The sequence below is a fragment of the Sphingobium sp. WR1 genome (assembly GCF_059693745.1).
Genome location: NZ_JCATID010000024.1, coordinates 1 through 17,960 on the forward strand (window position 1 = coordinate 1; position 17,960 = coordinate 17,960).

Here is a 17,960-nt window from a genome sequence, read left to right on the forward strand (position 1 = left end):
ATAGCTGCGCCGCCCAAGTGTTCGCTGATTGTTCGCTCTTATCGTTGTTTGGCGTACCATTCACGCTATGCCCTCTGCTAGCGACAGTAGCATGATAATCAGTGGTATCGTGGGGTAGAGCATTCCATCCTTGACATCCCACTGGCCATTATCCCTTTATGCTCTCTGGATTTTCCAAATTTCGCCTTGCCAGGGCTGGCCGCGTTGCATTTTGTCGCAGTCATAATATCCCGGCTCTGCGCCGTCTTCTCATAAAAATGGGCAGAATAGGTCGCCGGCAGGAGGATTTGGACAATCTTGGTGTGAAATGTCGTAGCGGTGAGATTTTTTGATGCAGCAGTTCAAGGTTCATATCGTGACATCGGATTCCGGATGGATTCTTGAAAGACTGGCTGCGGAAATCTTCAAGAAACTTGATTACGTTACCTACTCAACGGAGCCTGACGAAACCGCGCAGGTCCAGTATTACATTACATATGGATGCCGGAACCGAAGAGTATCGCCCATAGAAGTGGCGCTTTTCACGCACAGGGAAAGCGACTCCGCAGCGGCGGAGCGATTCGATCGAGCGGCGCGTGACGTCGATGTCGCCATTTCGATGTCTGGGACGACGCACGATATCGTGCAGGGCCTGGGTGTGGCGGACAGTATCTGCATATCACCGGGCGTCGACCTGGACCTGTTCAAGCCATTGATCCGCGTCGGCGTCGTGGGACGAACCTATCATACCGGCCGCAAGGGAGAAGCACTGGTCCGCGCGGTGATGGATGTTCCAGGTATCGAATGGCATTTCACCGGTGAGGGCTGGCCCGGTCCGGCGCGCAATATCGATCAGGACAAACTGCCGGATTTCTACCGATCAATGGACTATGTCCTCGTCCCTGCTGTCAATGAAGGCGGCCCGATGTCGGTATTGGAAAGCCTGGCGTGCGGGACGCCTGTCATTGCGTCGGATGTCGGATGGGTTCGTGATTTCCCTCATATTCCGTTCGAAAAAGGAAATGTGCAGTCTTTGCGCGCCGTTCTGACAGAACTGGTCGAACGCAAGCTGTCCCTGGCCGGTGCCATTGGACATATGACTTGGGACACTTGGGCGGCGCAGCATGACGCATTGTTCCAAAGGCTGTTCGCGACGCTGGCCGGGAACGGCGCGGCAATAGGGGACGCTCATGCCGGATTGCTCCGGCTCGGCCGCGTTGCTCTGCTGACTCATGGAGCGGAAGATACGACGTTGGGCGGACCGAGCGTTCGCGTGCCCCGGACCCAGAAGGAAATACAGAATCTGGGCGTCAACGTTCATTACAGCCACAATCTCGATAAGCAGGCGCTGGCGAGCGATATCGTCCATCTGTTTAATATCTGGGCGCCGCTGCAGGCCGTTGAGATCGCGCGAAGGGTGAAGTCGGCAGGCAGGACGCTGATCTTTTCCCCCATCATTCTGGATTTGTCCGAAGCATCAGTGTGGCAGGTCGATTTGCTGCATGTGTTTCGCAACGCGGACGATGCGGCGGACGCGGGCAGGATGATGCGCCTGGCTTCCCAACTGGCAAAAGGCGACAGCGACAGGCTGGTCGAACCGGAGCCTGGATATATCGACGCTCTCAAGGAAATCGGACAGCTGGCCGATGGCCTCATCTTCCTCAGCCAGCATGAAATGCGATTGTTCGAACGGCTGACCGGCACGCCGACCGACAAGGCGTTTCTGGTCCACAACCCGGTTGACGGGGAGCATTTTGCCGAGGGCGATCCCTCGCTTTTCCGTGAGACGTACGGGGTACAGGATTATGTGCTGTGCCTTGCCCGACTGGAGCATCGCAAGAACCAGTTAATGCTGGCAACCGCGCTGGCAGGCACCGGAATACAGCTGGTATTGGCCGGACACAATGTCGACGACGAATATCTGGAACTTATCGAACGGTTCGGTGACGACAATGTCCTGCATGTCCCGCGTCTTGAACCCGGATCGGAAATGCTGCGCTCCGCGCTGGCGGGCGCGCGGGTGTTCGCGTTGCCCAGCTGGGCGGAGGGCGCACCGCTGGCCGCTCTGGAAGCGGCTGCGGCAGGCGCGCGCCTGGTCCTGAGCGATCGATCGGGGGAAAGCGAGTATTTTGGCGATTTTGCGCGCTACTGTGATCCTGCCGATGCCGGTTCGATCCGCTCCGCGATCATGGATGCATGGAGCGCGGAGCCCGACCTTGACAGGACGGAGGCGCAAAAGGCTCATGTGCGCCAGACCTATTCCTGGCAGAATTACGCCCACAGCACGGTGGACGTGTACCGGCAGGTCGCCGCCCGTGCCAAAGCACGATTGCCCGTGACGCAGGCGGTCGATCCCGTCGAGCTCGAACCGCACAGAACAGGCGGGCTGGTGTTCGACATTACGACATGGGTCAACAACGCATTGACGCTTTCGGGCATTGTGCGGGTCGAATGCGCATTGGCTTCGCAGTTGCTTCAGCAGCAGGATCTGGATGTCAAATTCGTTTGCTATCATTCCGCTTCCGCCAGCTTCATCAATGTTCCGCGCGACATCGTCGCGCATAATCTCGTCGCTTCTTATCTGGTGACCTTGCGCAGCGAAAAGGCGCTGCCCGCGTTTCAGGGTGACGATCCGGAACGCTTTGCTGATATTGTGTCGGTAGGCAGCAGCTGGATGCAGAACCCGGAATATGTGTCGGATCTGGGCGAATTTGCACGACGCCATGACCTGAGGCTGTCGGTCCTCATGCATGACATGACGCCCTATCTGTTCCCGCATTGGTACCCCGTCGGCTATGCGCAGGTGTGGAACGAAAATTGCCGTGCCCTTATGGGGCAATGTTCTCGCATGATCGTCTATTCCCAAAGCACCCTCAGCGACCTGGCGAAATTCTGCGAGGAATTTGGGGTTGCCCTGCCACCGGCGGCGCGGATCAAGTTGGCCGATGACATCGGCGACCTTGGGGGTGAGCGGAGCGACAAGGGAATGGCGGCTACCGCGAAATTCTCACGATTGCCTTTCATTCTTGCTGTCGGCGGTATCCATATCCGCAAGAATTACGGGTTGCTGGCGGACGTATGGGCTATCCTGCACGACAATATGGGGGACGCCACGCCGCACCTCGTCATTGTGGGCGGCGTGGCGTGGAACGGCGGCGAACTGGCCAGGGCGATCAGCGAGGATCGCCGGCTGAAGGAGCGCGTCCACATCCTGACCGACATCGATGACTCGTCGCTGGCGGAACTATACGACCTTTGCCTGTTCACCGTTTATCCCTCGCTCTACGAAGGCTGGGGATTGCCCGTTGGCGAAAGCCTGGCGCACGGCAAGATATGTCTGGCGTCCAACGCATCGTCGATGAAGGAAATCGCGCCGGATTATACCGATCTGCTCGATCCTCTGGACCGAACGGCCTGGGCTGCCTTGATACAACATTATGCCAGTTCGAAGAGTTCGCGCAGCGATCGCGAACAGCAGATCGCATCCGGCTATGTTCCTTTATCTTGGAAAGATACGACAGACGGTGTGGTGTCTCTTCTGGAGATGCCCTGTCCCGCGCGTCAGGCCGAGCCCTATACGCTGGGTTCGGTGGTGCTGGTCACCTCCAAGTCGAACGGTCGCCGCTATCTGGGTGGCGGATGGGCGGCGCCGGAAGGGTGGGGATGCTGGTCGCGCAGCGTTTCGCCGAGCCTGTCGCTGCGTCTGGCGCAGCCTGTAAACGACGACCTTGTCTTCTCTATCCTGGCGAAGGTGATGAAACGCGCCAGCGACGAAAGAAGCTATATCGTCAAGGTCAACGACAGGGTTGTCGGCAAATGGTCGTTCGGCGCGCAACGGCCAGACAGGACAGGGTCGGAAGTCTATGTCAGCCGGGTGCGGATACCGCGCGATGCGCTGGGAGACGGAACGCAGATCCGTATCGTGTTGGAAACCGACAGCCTGTGCGCCGTCACGGATATCGCTCCTGCGTCGGCGGACACGCGCAGGCTCGGTATCGGTCTGGTCGCTTTCTGGGTGGAGGAAGCCCATCTTTCGGTAGACGCGCCGAACATGCTGCGCGCTATACCTCCGATCCATCAGGCACTTAACCATCCCGCCTCGGTCAATCTGGGCACCACGCTCAGCGACAATCCCTATCGTCCCTCGCCATTGCTCGACAATTGGCTGGCACCGGTCGGTTATGCACAGATAGGTGAAATGGCCGGAAATGCGATCCTCGCCGCGCAAGGCATGATCCGTCTCAATCTCGGCCTTGCTCGTTTTGCGCTCGGACAAGCGCTGGGTCTGCAATTGGCGCTAGGGATCGATGCGGAAAACGGGAGACCGGCGCAGGCTGCCCTATTTGCCAACGGTACGTTCCTGGAAACGATCGACATACCTGCAAATGGCACGATCCATGCCGTGACGATCGACAAAGCCATTCTGGGGATAGCGGATCCGCTACAACTTGACTTGGTGGTCAGGCCTGCCGCGGGCGGGCGCAGGCCTCCTGTTACGGTAAAGGCTATCTGTCTTGATCAAAGTCGATCTCATCCCGCGTATTTGATACTTGATGCGGGCCAGAACAGTATGGACTATGGTGTCAAGATGGCCGGGATTTCCCGCTCGCGGCGCATCGGTCAGGACTGGATTTTTCAGGGTGGCGGGGAAATATGGTCTTCCGCCTTCGAAACGCAGTTGAAGATTCATCCCCATGGCTGCGGTTTTTTCGAGATGGACGTCTGCCGTTTGCTGTCCGGAAGTGAAGGGGACGGCTTGACCGTATCCTTCGGCGCCCATCGGCATATCCTGGATTTTCCGACGGGACAGCGCGGTTCGGTCAGTGCGCCATACCGGCTGACCGGGCCTATCGTCGCTGACGATGACGGGATGATGCGGTTCAACTTCGCAGGTCGCGATCCGGATGCGGGCGAAGATCGCATAGGAGGCGACTGGCGTGCGATCTGCATTACCGGATTGCGACTTCTAAAGCTTGAAATGCTGCGTCCGGATCAGGATGCCCCCAAGGCGGAGCGAACCGCTGAGTGGGCTTTGTGGGGGGAAGGCTGGAATACGACCGCAGAACTGGATGGCGGCCGCTGGGGCATGGCGCACCGGATGGAAATGAAGGTGATGCTGGCACCGGGCGTGTCCCGGTTGCGCATATGCATGGATACCCTTGCTCCGCCGGGCGAAGACCAGGAACTGGAGGTCGCTGTCGACGGTGTTTTGGTCGGCACATGCCGACTGCCGTCGCTGGACGTTCAAAATTGCATATTCGAATTTCCCGCAGCCGACGACGTGACCGTCAGGACCGTCACGATCAAGGCGCGGCATGTCGTCTCACCGAGGGACCTCGGCATCAACGACGATCCTCGTCAGCTTAGCTTGCGCATATGGGATATTGGCGTTCCTGCCGATCCAGAGGAGAGAGAGGAGGAGCTGGTTGCAGAAACGACGCTCTCCTAAACCTCCGCCGCGTAGGTCGGAGAGCAGGGATAATATGCAGGCGTCTTTTGGCCAGCAAAAACGTTCAGTCATGATGAGCCAAGGCACGGCGCTGTCGTAACGAGGGAATGTCATTGCCCTATAATCTTGAAATCCCAGGCCAAGTTAGCGAATTTCAGCTTAAGGCCATCGAAGTCGTCGCCTCTCTGGTGCCCAAAGGAGGCTGCGTGGTCGAGGTGGGATCGTTATTCGGGCGATCGAGCTGGGCTTGGGCCAAGAGTGTTCCCCAAGACGCCACCGTCTATTGCATCGACCCATGGGAGGGCAACGAGGGTGTACGTGGCCTGGAGCAGGCGCATGGCATTCGATACGGGGTCGGGCAATTCAGGGAATATACCAGGGACTGCCCTAACGTTCGTGCGATCCAGGCTTATAGCCCCGACGGGGTAGGGGACTGGGATATCCCGGTCGACGTCTATTATGAAGATGCAGTTCACACCAACCCGATCCTTGATCGGAACGTCAAATTCTGGACATCCAGACTGTCGCCCAACGGCATCGCCTGCGGCGACGATTACCGCCCGCGCTTTGCCGACGTGCGCGCGGCTGCGGAGTGGGCTGCAAGCCGACCCGGCCACAGGCTCTATCTCGTTGATTATTTCTGGTGTGCTTTGCCTGAAGCGACCCCGGATTTCGATACGCGGGAAGTGGCGCGCAAGCTGATCGATCTGGGCAGGGCTGCGCGCTCCCATAATGAGCGGGAACTCAGAGGTACGAAGATACAGATCAGCCCCTTGGTCGCAGTGCCTAACAAGTTCCAGTCGGGGCAATCGCAGACAGTTGTTTTCCGGATCGTCAACGATGGACTAGACCCTTGGCCAGCACAGCCTAACGGCACTCTTGAACTAACCAAGATGTTGATACGCAACGGGAATGTGCTGGCGCAGGAAAACCATCTTCTGGTCAGTGACCAGTTGTGTCATGACATGCCCGTTGATACGCCGGTTACTGTTCCCTTTGGCCCCCCCTTGTCGGGCGAGATGACGCTCAAAATCGCTCTCGCCGATGGTCCATCCGCACCGGATTCCGCTTTCTCCTGCGCGGTGATGCTCAAGGATGTCCCGACCTATGTGACAGAAGATGTCGTCCGTTTCTCATCGGGCGTCTCCTTGCCCGTCATATTGCAAACGGGCTGGGGCTTGCCGGAGCAGCGCCATGTATGGACCGATGGCGAACAATCGAGAATGACGCTCCTGTGGCCAAGCCATGAGGCCGGGACATGGTGGCTCAATCTCGCACTCAGGCCATTCGTAACCGATATCGTAAAGACCCAGCCCCTGTCGATCGCGATCAACGGCACACCGATCCTGGCAGCATCCTTGTCCGGCCCCACGCATTTATCGTTGCCCTTCGACATCGCGTTGAATGCGCCACTTACGATTGAGCTTCATCATGACAGGGGTCTTCGCCCGCGCGATGTTCTGTCGAAAAGCGAAGACTCCCGAAATCTGGCCTTTGCGTTGGCCAGCCTTTCCGTCACGCGTAAGCCACGCAGTGATTAGGAGATTTCTGGTCTGAGCTTGGGCGGAGTGCCCAAGCAGTTTGCAGGTACGTCGTCATCAGTCGGCCGTGAAGAACCTGCATCGCTTTGATGAGGCGTGGTTTTCCAGGCGAGTGAAGTAGTCGGCCGTGAAGAACATCGCCTTGATGAGGCGTGGTTTTCCAGGCGAGTGGAGTAATCGATTTTGCAGGGAAGCGGCTTTGTGGGCCTGCAAAGCTTGCGATTTGCGCGTGCATTTTGGGGAGTCCCAAGCGCCTGATTTTGTGGTTCACTGGCCGTATCGTGGAGGTGCCGATGCGACCCAGGCAGACGCAGCACAGCGGTTCGAACGACCTGTTCCGCTCCAGGCTCGACCAGATCATCAACATGAAGCACGAGCTGGTCCGGCTCGGCCAGAAGATCGACTGGCAATGGATCGATGGTAACCGAACGGCTGAGGCCGCCTGCCAGGAGGTGAGTTGAGCGGGTAAGAGACGTCGATAAGGACGTCGATAAGGACGTCCTTATCGAGAGCGAGGGACGGCGGTGGAGATATTGGGCCGGGAACGGCGTCGTCGATGGGCGGACGCGGAGAAGCTGGAGATCCTCGCCGCGGTGGGGTTGAACGGTGAGACGTTGGCGCGCGTTGCGCGGCGCTACGATGTGTCGCGAAGCCAGATTTATAATTGGCGCCGTCAGTTCAAGAAGCGAGGATTGCTGCCGATGCCGGTTGGGCCGACCTTTTTGCCGTTCGACATTGGCGCTCCCATGCTGAACGCGGCGCCCGTGCCGATTCCGATGAAGCTGCCCCTCTTTTCCGAGATGATTGCGCCCCTTTGTTCCGAAATGATGTCGCCCCCCGGAGATAGGGCCGTGCTGGCTATACCTGTTATTGTTTCGTGCGGGCCTTTCGTCAAGCCTCTGGAGGGGATTTGGCGCGGCGCATGCTGTCGCCATCGAGGTCGAGACGGTGGGCGTTGTGGACGAGCCGGTCGAGGATGGCGTCGGCATAGGTCGGATCGCCGATCACCTCGTGCCACGCCGCGATCGGCAGCTGGCTGGTGACGATCGTCGATCGGCGGCCATAACGTTCTTCGAGGATTTCGAGGAGGTCGTGACGGGCATGGGCGTCGAGCGGTTCCTCGCCTCGATCGGCTCGCGCGCGAAGCGGTACGGGACTGAGTAATAATGGCGCTCGATCTCGACATGATAATCGAGTCCTGCACGCCGTCGCCGCCAACCGCAGCCAAATAGCTGCGCCGCCCAAGTGTTCGCTGATTGTTCGCTCTTATCGTTGTTTGGCGTACCATTCACGCTATGCCCTCGGCTAGAGTTTATCCTGTAATTGAATCAGGATAAACTCCCTTTTTCTTTTGTTTCCCGTGATTTCCGAGCCGTGAAATGTTCCATTTCACTCGAAATCACTCTAACGCGCTGGTCCGCTCTCGTTCCGGCGCTCCGCATAGGGCGCCCAGTTGGTGGGACAGGCATCGACGGGGCGCGGCCTGGCCTGTGCGCCCTCGATCACCCAGCATTCGTCGAAGACCGAGCAATAGCAGGAGCGAACGCCGAGCTTCCACCGTTCAACATTGAAGCGGTCCCATACGGCGGCGTTGTCCGGGGTCTGGCGGATGCCCAGGAAACGGGTGTTTTCACCAGCCGGGATGACGATGCTGGCGGCGGGTGAGGTCGACATCTGAAATTTCTGGCCGGGTTTCAGGCCGCAGCAGCGCTGGAGCAGGTCCGCCGGGTCGCTCACGGGCTTGCCCTGATAGCGTATCTCGATCGGCCCGAGCCGCGCCGGTCCCACGCCGTTATTCTGTAACAGCAGCGTGATTTCCTTGCCGCCATCGTCGCCCACATTGCTGGTGCCATAGGAAATGAAGGGCCAGGCTTCGGCCTGCTGCATTTTCTTGGTCGCGTCCGCCTGCACGAATGTGCCGTAGGCGACGACCAGCGAAATGAGCAGCGTCGGCAGGCCCACGAACAGATGGGACAGGAACAGCAAGGGCACGAACTTCATTATCCGCCCGATCGGCAGATTGGCGTCGCCCTTCGCCTCGATGGCGTTCAGCCTTTGCTCCAGCCGGTCGAGTCGGTCGGGCGTGGATATGTCCTCTCGCATCGGCGCGACCATAAAGTGATTTCGAGCCAGATGGAAACATCGGGCGGTTCGGAATTCACGGCAAACAATAAGGCTGCGCCGCGCAAGGGAAGGGGCGTCAGCGCGGCGCGCTGGCGCCCCGGTCGAACAACAGGAAGACGAGGGTGGCGACGCCGCCGATCGCCGCGCCGGCCAGCGCGCTCGCAGTCCAGCCGCCGGCTTCGTAGGTGGCCGATCCGATCACCGACCCCACGGCGCCGACGATGAACATCACCGTCACATAGGCGGCGTTGATGCGGCCGCGCGCATGGGGATCGAGCGAGAAGATCAGCTTCTGCCCGGTGATCTGGCTCATCTGCACCGCGCCGTCGATCAGCACCGCCATGATGGTGAAGCCGATCAGGCTGCCCGCCGCCACCGTCCAGTCGGCGAGCAAGAAACCCAGCGTGAGGCCGGTTAGTCCGATCAGCGAGGCGGGGCGCGTCATGCGGCGGTCGGCGAGCCAGCCGGCGATCGGCGCGACGAGGGCGCCGCCCGCGCCCGCCAGCGCGAAGGCGCCGATGCCGGCATGGCCCAGATGAAATTCATGGATCAGCGCCAGCGGCGCGGCGGTCCAGAAAAGGTTGAAGGCCGCGAACATCAACGCCTGATAGAAAGCGCGCATCCGCACCACACGATGCTTCACCAGTTGCGCAAAGGTGGAGGCCAGCACCTCGCCATAATCCATCCCGCCCTTGGGCCGGCGTTGCGGGCAGGCTATGAGCAGCGCGACGGCGACGATCGCCATGACGATGGCGGAGAGAATGAAGGTCGCCCGCCATCCGACTGATCCTGCAAGAAAATTGGCGACCGGGCGGGATAGCATGATGCCGAACAACAGACCGCTCATCACGGTGCCGACGACGCGGCCCTGTTTTTCCGGGGCGGCGAGGTGCGAGGCGAGGGGCACCAGCACCTGCGCGCCGGTCGCGCCGATGCCGGTCAGGATCGACGCGACGAGGAAGCTGGTCGGGCCGTTGGATAGGGCGATGGCGATGCAGCCGATGATGGTCGCGACGATCGAGGTCAGCACGATCCGACGGTTTTCGAACAGGTCGGCGATCGGGACGACGAGGAAGAGACCGACGCCATAGCCAAGTTGCGTCAGCGTGGTGATGAGCCCCGCGACGCCGGCGGACATGCCTATCTCCGGCCCGATCACGTCGATCAGCGTCTGGGCATAGTAGAGATTGGCGACCATCACCCCACAGGCCACGGCCATCAGCAGGATGGCGCCATGGGACAGGTCGGTGCGATCGGGGGCAAGGGCGGCAGCGGTCATGCCGTGCCTTATGGGTTGCGGAGTCGAACCTTTCAACCGCCTTCGGTCGATCTTTTTGTGCGATGGGTCAATTTTCGCGGTCTGTCGGGGCGGTTTTTCCCTGAGCAGGGACACCAGCAAACTGCATGGCGGCGCGGGGCCTCTTGAACCGCCCGATCAGCATCCAATCCTGCGTCGTGATGGCGAAGACCTTCAGCCCATGCAGCTGCCGCGCCGCATAATGAAGGTCGTGTCAATAACCGGCTTGGGCGCACAGCGCGCTGAGCTTGCGCACCTTGGCGCCGCTCGCGCCTTTCTGGATCATCGCGCGGTTGTTCGCGCAGATCGCCTGCGAATTGCTGCGCGACGCAGCCTGGCGGCTGCCGTTCCAGCCCCAGGGCTGGTTCCGCCCGACCGTCGTGCGGCGCAGGTTGCGCTGGCGTTCGAGATCGGCGTGCTTCGAGAGCATTTCGGTATCATAGACGTCCTGTGCGGTCGCGTCGGGAGCCGCAACCATCGCCAGCACGCTCAGGCTCAGTGCCATCGCAACGGTGAAAGCCTTGCTGATCATGACCAATCTCCAGCTTGGACAAGTCAATAACAAGAAAAGGGGACGTAAGTAACCGCCCCCTTCCCAGTTGATGCAACTTTGCGCCGAGGCGGTTTTGCGCCGAGGCGGTCGGCGTCGAGCGCCGGCAATTCCGCCATCGATCAGCGTCAGTCCGAAAGCGGGCGCGGCATTGCCGACGATCGGCTTTTCCGCTGCCCGGGCGGACGCGGGCGCAAGCAACATGATTGCTGCAATGCCAAAAATATGGCTTCAAGATCGTCGTGAAACCATCCCCTTCATTCCCCCCGTCGCGGGATAGCAGCAACTCGCCGACAGGCCAGCGATAATGGCCTGATTCTGTCGGGGGGAGGGGGCTGCACTTCTTGCAGTGCGGCATGGGACTGGCTAACAGCCCGAAGATCGGCGATCATGACGCCGACGCCGCACCCGGCGGGCGGGCGATGGAGCGCCCGCCATCAGTCTTATTCGCGCTGCCGGAGGGGCGGCGCGCCCAAGGGAAGGTATGTGCAGATGCTGGATCAGACCATGAAGCAGAAGATCGCCGAGGGGAACGGCTTCATTGCCGCGCTCGACCAGAGCGGCGGATCGACGCCCAAGGCGCTCAAGGGCTATGGCGTCGAGGAAAGCGCCTGGTCCACCGAAGAGGAAATGTTCGGCCTGATCCACGCAATGCGCAGCCGCATCATCACCGCGCCCGTCTTCACCGGCGACAAGGTGTTGGGCGCGATCCTGTTTGAGCGCACCATGGACGGCGCCGTCGACGGCAAGCCGACCCCGACGGCCCTGATCGAACGCGGCATCGTGCCCTTCATCAAGATCGACAAGGGACTTGAGGACGAAGTCAATGGCGTCCAACTGATGAAGCCCAATCCGGGCCTCGACGCGCTGCTCGCCCGCGCCAAGGGGCTGGGCGTATTCGGCACCAAGGAGCGTTCGCTCATCAACCTCGCCAACCGTGAGGGCATCGCTGCCGTCGTCGCGCAGCAATTCGAGGTGGGCAGGCAGGTTCTGGCCGCCGGCCTGATGCCGATCATCGAGCCGGAAGTGAACATTAAGTCGCCCGAGCGCGCCGAAGCCGACGCGATCCTGCTGGAGGAAATCCTCAAGAATCTGGACGCGCTGCCCGACGGCGAGCAGGTGATGCTGAAACTCTCGCTGCCCGCCAGGGCCGGCCTGTTCGATCCGCTGGTCGATCATCCCAAGGTGCTGCGCGTCGTCGCCCTTTCGGGTGGATTCAGCCGCACCGAAGCCTGCGCCGAACTGGCGAAGAACCGCGGCATCATTGCCAGCTTCAGCCGTGCGTTGCTGAACGACCTGCGCCACCAGATGAGCGACGCGGAATTCAATGCGTCGCTCGGCCAGGCTATCGACGAGATCCACGGCGCCTCGGTCGCCAAGCAGCCGGTCGCGGCCTGATCTGCAAAAGGCCGGGCGGAGCGATCCGCCTGGCTTTTACGCTGGCCTGGCTTTTACGCTGGGATGTCGACCGTCGGGCCTGCCCGCCGCCGCCAGCGCGCGCATCCTGCCATGGCCGGCCTTGGCGTGGGCGACGGAGCGGTTATAAGGCGCGCATGACCGATTTCACCGAAGAAGAGCTGGCGCTCGACCCGCATTTCGCCGACCAGTTCGAGCAGGGCTTTCGCCCGGCCTGCCAGCTTTACCTGATTTCCCCGCCGACGATCGACGACGGGTTCGTCGACCAGCTTGCCGCCGCCTTCGACGGGGGCAAGGTCGCAGCCTTTCAATTGCGGCTAAAGGGTCTGAATGAGGATGCTATCGCCCGCGCCGCCGCGCCGCTCCAGACGCTGTGCGCCGATCGCGAGGTCGCCTTCATCATCAACGACAGCGTGGAACTCGCCCATCGGCTGGGCGCGGACGGTGTGCATCTGGGGCAGGGCGATGGCGATCCCAAGGCGGCGCGCAAGCGGCTGGGACCGAAGGTGCAGATCGGCGTCACCTGCCATGACAGCCGTCATCTGGCGATGGAGGCGGGGGAGGCGGGGGCCGACTATGTCGCTTTCGGCGCCTTCTACCCGACGACGACGAAGGAGACGACGCACCGGCCCGATCCGTCGATCCTGGGCTGGTGGACGACCCTGTTCGAATTGCCTTGCGTCGCGATCGGCGGCATCACCGCCGACAACGCCGCGCCGCTGGTGGCGGCGGGCGCCGATTTCCTGGCGGTGAGCGGCGCCGTGTGGAACCACCCGGAGGGACCGAAGGCGGGCGTCGCCGCCTTCGCGACACTTCTGGGCGTTTAGGCCGGGATGGGGTCTGGCGCGAAGGACGCCAGTTGCGCGTCCAGCGCCCGCTGGAAGGCGGGCCGCTCGATACAACGGGTGCGATAGGCGAGCAGGTTGGGAAACTCCGCCATGAGTTCATCATCCGACACTTCGCGCAGCACTGTCGCCATGATGATGTCGGCGGCGGAGAACTCGCCTTCCAGATAGGGTTTCTCGTCCAGCCAGCCGGACAGGTTGCTCAGACGACCGCGCAGCGTCTCGATCACCTGTGGGCGGCGCAGGCGCCCCCATTCGGCGTCCTTGTTGAACGTGTCGATATCGACCAGATCAAACACGAACGGCTCGACGCTGTTGAGCGCCGCCGTCACCCAGGTCAGCACGCGGCAACGGCCCGCCGGGTCGCGCGGCATCAGCGCCTCCGATCGCTCGGCGATGCGCAGCACCATCGCGCCACTTTCGAACATCTGGACTTCCGTATCGCGATAGGCCGGCACCTGGCCGAAGGGCTGTTCGCGGCGGTACGCCGCGCCCTTGGCCGTGTCGAAATCGATCAGCCGTTCGCGATAAGTCAGGCCCGCTTCCTCGCAGGCCCAGCGCGGCCGCAGGTCACGCACGAAGCCGCGTGCAAAATCGGGCACCCAGGCAAAGCCGGTAATCTCGATATCGGATTGGGGATCGATGGGCATGGTCAGGCTCTTCTCACGACTCTTGACTTGATAGGTTGATATCAACATAAATAGAGCATGTCAAAACATGCGACCGTATCGAACGACCAGACGCTCTTTGTCCGCGATCATTGCCTGTGCCTGGCGGCGCAGCGCGCCGCGCGCGCCCTGTCGCGCCGCTTTGACGAAGCATTTCGGCCGTTGGGGCTGACCAGCGGCCAGTTTTCGCTGCTAAATGCGCTTAATCGGCCGCAGCCGCCTTCGGTCGGGTCGGTCGCGCAGTTGCTGGCGATGGATCGCACCACGCTGACCGCCAATCTCAAGCCGCTGGAGCGGGAAGGGCTGGTGCAAACCGCGGCCGATACGGAAGATCGGCGGGTGCGTCGGCTTGTCCTCACCGGAGAAGGGCGGGAACGGCTGGCGGGCGCGATGCCGATCTGGATCGCCGTGCATGGCGAGATCGGCGCAGGGCTGGCCGATGCGGGTGCGCTCCGTTCCGGGTTGGCGGAATTGCGCTGATCCTCTGGAAGCTTTCTCCTCGCCCGCGCGTTGTCCTCCCATCAATATGGAGAGGATTGCCTTGCGAAATCATCTGCTTCTCGCCCTGCTTTTGTGCAGCGCCTGCAATGGGACCGTAACCGACGCCAATGAGAGCCAGCCGGCCGATCGCGCCACCCCGTCGCATAACAGTACCGCCGCACGGCCGGACCGCAATGCCGACTATAGGTTCGAGATCGTGCAGGAGCAGAATGGCTGGCAGGCCAGCCGCATATTGCAGGCGCAGGTGGCGCTCGACCGCTGGGGCTTTTCGCCCGGTGTGATCGACGGCAAGGACGGGATGAGTTACAAGGCGGCGCTACGCGGCTTCCAGGAAGCGCACAAGCTGCCGGTGACGGGCGAATATGACGAGAAGACCGGCGCAATGCTGCTGGAGGGGGAGGCTCGGCCAACCACCTGGCTGTTGAAGATTCCCGAGGGTTTTGCGCGCGGCCCCTTCTTCAATATACCCAAAGGACTGAACGAGCAGGCCAGCCTGCCCGCACTGACCTATCGCAACCTGCTCGAAAAGCTGGCCGAACGCTTCCACACTACGCCCGAAGCACTGATGGCGCTCAATCCGCCGAACACGAAGATCGGCGCCGGCATGACCGTTCGCGTGCCCGCGATCGACAATCAGCCGGTCGCGACGATCGAAGGCGACGCGCGCGGCTGGGGCGAGACGCTCGCCGGTCTGGGCGTTGCCAAGGATCAGCCGCAGGCCGATCATATCGTGGTCGACAAGTCCGAAGGGCTGCTCAAGGTTTATGATGGCGAGAACCGCCTGATCGCCCAGTTTCCGGTGACGACAGGGTCTCAGCATGATCCGCTGCCGATCGGCGATTGGACGATCAGGGGCGTCAGTCGCAATCCCGATTTCCACTATAATCCCAATCTCTTCTGGGACGCCTCCTCCAAGGATGAAAAGGCGGTGCTGAAACCCGGCCCCAATGGCCCGGTCGGTGTCGTGTGGATCGACCTGTCGAAGGATCATTACGGCATCCACGGCACGCCCGAGCCGCAGACGATCGGGCGCACCGAAAGCCATGGCTGCATCCGGCTGACCAATTGGGACGCCGCGCGCCTGGCGCAGATGGTGAAGAGCGGGATCCGGGCGACGTTCCAGGCATGAGGATGCGGTGGTGGGGCGGTATCGCGATAGCTCTGCTGCTCTGCATCGCCTTCGTCCATTTTTGCGTGCGGATCGTGCCCCCCGATGCGCCGTCACCAACGCCCGTGCCGGTCGACAATGGCGCATTGCTGATCCCGGTAGAGGGAGTGCCGGCGTCGGCCCTGACCGATAGCTTCACGCAAGCCCGCGCGGGTGGAGCGCGCCCGCATGACGCGATCGACATCATGGCGGCGCGGGGCAGGGCGGTGCTGGCCGCCGCTGACGGCCGGGTGGAAAAGCTGCTCTGGAGCGCGGAGGGCGGACGCACTCTCTACCAGCGTTCGACCGATGGCCGTTTCCTCTATTACTACGCGCATCTCGATGGCTATGTGCCGGGTCTGCGCGAGGGGCAGAGAGTGCGCCGGGGCCAGCGCATCGCGTCCGTCGGCAGCACCGGCAATGCCGATCCCTCGGCGCCCCACCTCCATTTCGCGGTGCATGTCGCGCGGCCCGGCGAGCCATGGTATGGCGGACGGGCGATCAATCCCTATCCGTTGCTGGCGAAGCGCTGATCTGCTCCCCCCTTGCCCTTCGCGCCGTCCCGCTGTAAAGGCGCGCCCAGCCTCCAAGAGGCCGGCTCTTTTCCACATTCAGACATATAGGCAGGCTCTTCCCATGAAGATCAGCGGCGTCGAGATTCGTCCCGGCAACAACATCGAATATGACGGCAGCCTGTGGCGCGCCGTGAAGATCCAGCACACTCAGCCCGGCAAGGGCGGCGCCTATATGCAGGTGGAACTGAAGAACCTGATCGACGGCCGCAAGAACAATGTCCGTTTCCGGTCAGCCGAAACCGTCGAGCGCATCCGCCTCGACACCAAGGATTTCCAGTATCTCTACGCCGAAGGCGACATGCTGGTGTTCATGGACACCGAAACCTATGAGCAGATCAACCTGCCGCAGGACCTGATCGGTGACGCTGCCGCCTTCCTGCAGGACGGCATGATGGTCGTTCTCGAAATGTATGAAGAGCGCCCTATCAGCGTGCAGCTCCCCGAAACCATCGAAGCGACGGTCGTGGAGGCCGACGCCGTGGTGAAGGGGCAGACCGCCTCGGCCAGCTACAAGCCCGCGATCCTCGACAATGGCGTGCGCGTCATGGTGCCGCCGCACATCGTCACCGGCACGCGCATCGTCGTCGACGTGTATGAGCGCGAATATGTGAAGCGGGCCGACTGATGCGGATCGGGCGCAGCGCGACACTGGCCGCTCTTTTCGCGACTGGCCTCGCGATCGGCGCCCAGCCGGCTGCGCTCCATGCGCAGGCGGCCCCGAAAGGCGCGCCGACCAAGGCGCAGATCGACAATGCTGCGGTCGTTCTGGGCATCATCACGAGCGCGCTCCAGTCGGAACAGGTCGAACAGCCCGTCAAGAATGCGCTGTTCGAATGCCTCTACGCCAATTCGGTGGCCAAGGTCAGCGAGGCGACGGACAAGGTGATCGCCGCCAATGCCGGCAAGGTCGATCGCAAGGACCCGTCGCAGATGCTGGCCGTGATCGCCGGCGTGTGCGGCTATCGTCCCGCCGCCAAGCCCGCGGCAAAGCCAGCCCCGAAGAAATAATCAAGCAGACCGCTCCATGAGGAGCGGCGGAGAAAATCTATGGTATCGCACTCCGGCCTTCTCACCGTCATGGAACGCGCCGCGCGCAAGGCCGGCTCGAAGCTGCGCCGCGACTTCGGCGAGGTCGAGCATCTCCAGGTCAGCCGCAAGGGGCCGGCGGACTTCGTGTCCAAGGCCGATCAGCAGGCGGAAAGGACGCTTGTGGAGGAATTGCAGAAGGCGCGTCCCGACTGGGGCTTTCTGCTGGAGGAAGGCGGCGAGATCGCCGGCGATCCCACCAAGCCGCGCTGGATCATCGATCCGCTCGACGGCACCACCAATTTCCTGCACGGCATTCCGCACTTCGCCATCTCTATTGCGGTCGAGGAGCCACTGTTCGGTGGAACGAAGCGCGAAGTGACGACCGGCCTCATCTACCAGCCCGTCACCGACGAAAGCTATTGGGCGGAGAAGAGCCGGGGCGCCTGGCGCCATGACCAGCGGCTGCGAGTCTCCGCGCGCCGCGACCTTGCCGATTGCGTCATCGCGACCGGCATCCCGTTCATGGGGCATGGCAATATGGCGGAATGGACCCGCATCTTCGGCGCGGTGGCCCCCTCGGTCGCCGGCATCCGCCGTTTCGGCGCCGCCTCGCTCGACCTCGCCCATGTCGCGTCGGGCCGCTATGACGGCTTCTGGGAGAGCGGCCTCCAGCCCTGGGACGTCGCTGCTGGCTTGCTGCTGGTTCGTGAAGCGGGCGGTTTCGCTAGCGATTTCCGCGGCGGCGACCAGGCGATCGAACGCAAGGAAGTCATTGCCGGAAACGACGCAATTCACAGCAAATTGCACAAGCTTGTTGCTGGCGCATTGCGCTAAAGTTC

Annotated in this window: 15 protein-coding genes and 3 pseudogenes; 12 read left to right on the forward strand and 6 right to left on the reverse strand. The window is 61.8% G+C overall.

From position 1 onward, the window contains the following. Positions 1-598: 598 nt before the first annotated feature. The 4 genes and pseudogenes from AC58EF_RS22240 to AC58EF_RS22255 form a co-directional block, all read left to right on the forward strand. Positions 599-5,428 carry a glycosyltransferase gene (locus AC58EF_RS22240; protein ID WP_497278700.1) on the forward strand — a complete coding sequence of 1,610 codons (4,830 nt, stop codon included), beginning with the start codon at positions 599-601 and terminating at the stop codon, positions 5,426-5,428. Between the two features lie 113 nt (positions 5,429-5,541). After that, positions 5,542-6,969 carry a class I SAM-dependent methyltransferase gene (locus tag AC58EF_RS22245; RefSeq protein ID WP_497278701.1) on the forward strand — a complete coding sequence of 476 codons (1,428 nt, stop codon included), beginning with the start codon at positions 5,542-5,544 and terminating at the stop codon, positions 6,967-6,969. Positions 6,970-7,262: 293 nt separating this feature from the next. Continuing rightward, a complete protein-coding gene (locus tag AC58EF_RS22250; protein WP_497278799.1) occupies positions 7,263-7,430 on the forward strand; it encodes a hypothetical protein in 168 nt (55 codons plus the stop codon). Positions 7,431-7,493: 63 nt separating this feature from the next. Next, a pseudogene (locus AC58EF_RS22255) lies at positions 7,494-7,652 on the forward strand (transposase); the annotation flags it as partial. Between the two features lie 208 nt (positions 7,653-7,860). Here the strand turns inward: AC58EF_RS22255 and AC58EF_RS22260 are convergent. The 5 genes and pseudogenes from AC58EF_RS22260 to AC58EF_RS22280 all read right to left on the reverse strand — a co-directional run. Further along, a pseudogene (locus tag AC58EF_RS22260) lies at positions 7,861-8,100 on the reverse strand (ATP-binding protein); the annotation flags it as partial. Positions 8,101-8,129: 29 nt separating this feature from the next. Further along, positions 8,130-8,261, reverse strand: a pseudogene (locus AC58EF_RS22265) (hypothetical protein); the annotation flags it as partial. A gap of 112 nt (positions 8,262-8,373) precedes the next feature. Next, on the reverse strand, positions 8,374-9,072 hold the full coding sequence (locus tag AC58EF_RS22270) for a hypothetical protein (RefSeq protein ID WP_497278703.1): 699 nt from the start codon (positions 9,070-9,072) through the stop codon (positions 8,374-8,376). Between the two features lie 97 nt (positions 9,073-9,169). Continuing rightward, entirely contained in the window at positions 9,170-10,372 is a 1,203-nt protein-coding gene (locus AC58EF_RS22275) for an MFS transporter (RefSeq protein ID WP_497278704.1), read from the reverse strand. A 232-nt stretch (positions 10,373-10,604) separates the two neighbouring features. Beyond that, positions 10,605-10,922: a hypothetical protein gene (locus AC58EF_RS22280; RefSeq protein ID WP_497278705.1), complete on the reverse strand. Its 318-nt coding sequence runs from the start codon at positions 10,920-10,922 to the stop codon at positions 10,605-10,607. Between the two features lie 510 nt (positions 10,923-11,432). Here AC58EF_RS22280 and AC58EF_RS22285 point away from each other — a divergent pair. Together AC58EF_RS22285 and thiE are read left to right on the forward strand one after the other, a co-directional pair. After that, positions 11,433-12,338, forward strand: coding sequence for a fructose bisphosphate aldolase (locus tag AC58EF_RS22285; RefSeq protein ID WP_497278793.1), 906 nt, complete (start codon positions 11,433-11,435; stop codon positions 12,336-12,338). 155 nt (positions 12,339-12,493) lie between these two features. Further along, positions 12,494-13,183 (forward strand): thiamine phosphate synthase, encoded by a 690-nt coding sequence (gene thiE / locus AC58EF_RS22290; RefSeq protein WP_497278707.1) that lies wholly within the window; start codon positions 12,494-12,496, stop codon positions 13,181-13,183. On the opposite strand, the gene AC58EF_RS22295 is transcribed toward thiE, so the two are convergent. Continuing rightward, positions 13,180-13,851 carry a glutathione S-transferase family protein gene (locus AC58EF_RS22295; protein ID WP_497278708.1) on the reverse strand — a complete coding sequence of 224 codons (672 nt, stop codon included), beginning with the start codon at positions 13,849-13,851 and terminating at the stop codon, positions 13,180-13,182. The genes thiE and AC58EF_RS22295 overlap by 4 nt on opposite strands. 57 nt (positions 13,852-13,908) lie before the next feature. Here AC58EF_RS22295 and AC58EF_RS22300 point away from each other — a divergent pair, with 57 nt between their 5' ends. The 6 genes from AC58EF_RS22300 to AC58EF_RS22325 all read left to right on the forward strand — a co-directional run bounded on the left by AC58EF_RS22300 (position 13,909) and on the right by AC58EF_RS22325 (position 17,955). Beyond that, the gene (locus tag AC58EF_RS22300; RefSeq protein WP_497278710.1) at positions 13,909-14,349 is read left to right on the forward strand and encodes a MarR family winged helix-turn-helix transcriptional regulator; all 441 of its coding nucleotides are present in this window, start codon (positions 13,909-13,911) and stop codon (positions 14,347-14,349) included. Between the two features lie 46 nt (positions 14,350-14,395). After that, a complete protein-coding gene (locus AC58EF_RS22305) occupies positions 14,396-15,499 on the forward strand; it encodes a L,D-transpeptidase family protein (RefSeq protein WP_497278712.1) in 1,104 nt (367 codons plus the stop codon). Beyond that, entirely contained in the window at positions 15,496-16,050 is a 555-nt protein-coding gene (locus AC58EF_RS22310; protein WP_497278713.1) for a M23 family metallopeptidase, read from the forward strand. The genes AC58EF_RS22305 and AC58EF_RS22310 overlap by 4 nt, the downstream gene beginning before the upstream one ends. A gap of 103 nt (positions 16,051-16,153) precedes the next feature. Beyond that, positions 16,154-16,717: an elongation factor P gene (gene efp / locus AC58EF_RS22315; RefSeq protein WP_497278714.1), complete on the forward strand. Its 564-nt coding sequence runs from the start codon at positions 16,154-16,156 to the stop codon at positions 16,715-16,717. Then, positions 16,717-17,100, forward strand: coding sequence for a hypothetical protein (locus tag AC58EF_RS22320; RefSeq protein WP_497278716.1), 384 nt, complete (start codon positions 16,717-16,719; stop codon positions 17,098-17,100). The genes efp and AC58EF_RS22320 overlap by 1 nt, the downstream gene beginning before the upstream one ends. A gap of 39 nt (positions 17,101-17,139) precedes the next feature. Further along, positions 17,140-17,955: an inositol monophosphatase family protein gene (locus AC58EF_RS22325; RefSeq protein WP_497278717.1), complete on the forward strand. Its 816-nt coding sequence runs from the start codon at positions 17,140-17,142 to the stop codon at positions 17,953-17,955. Positions 17,956-17,960 lie beyond the last annotated feature (5 nt).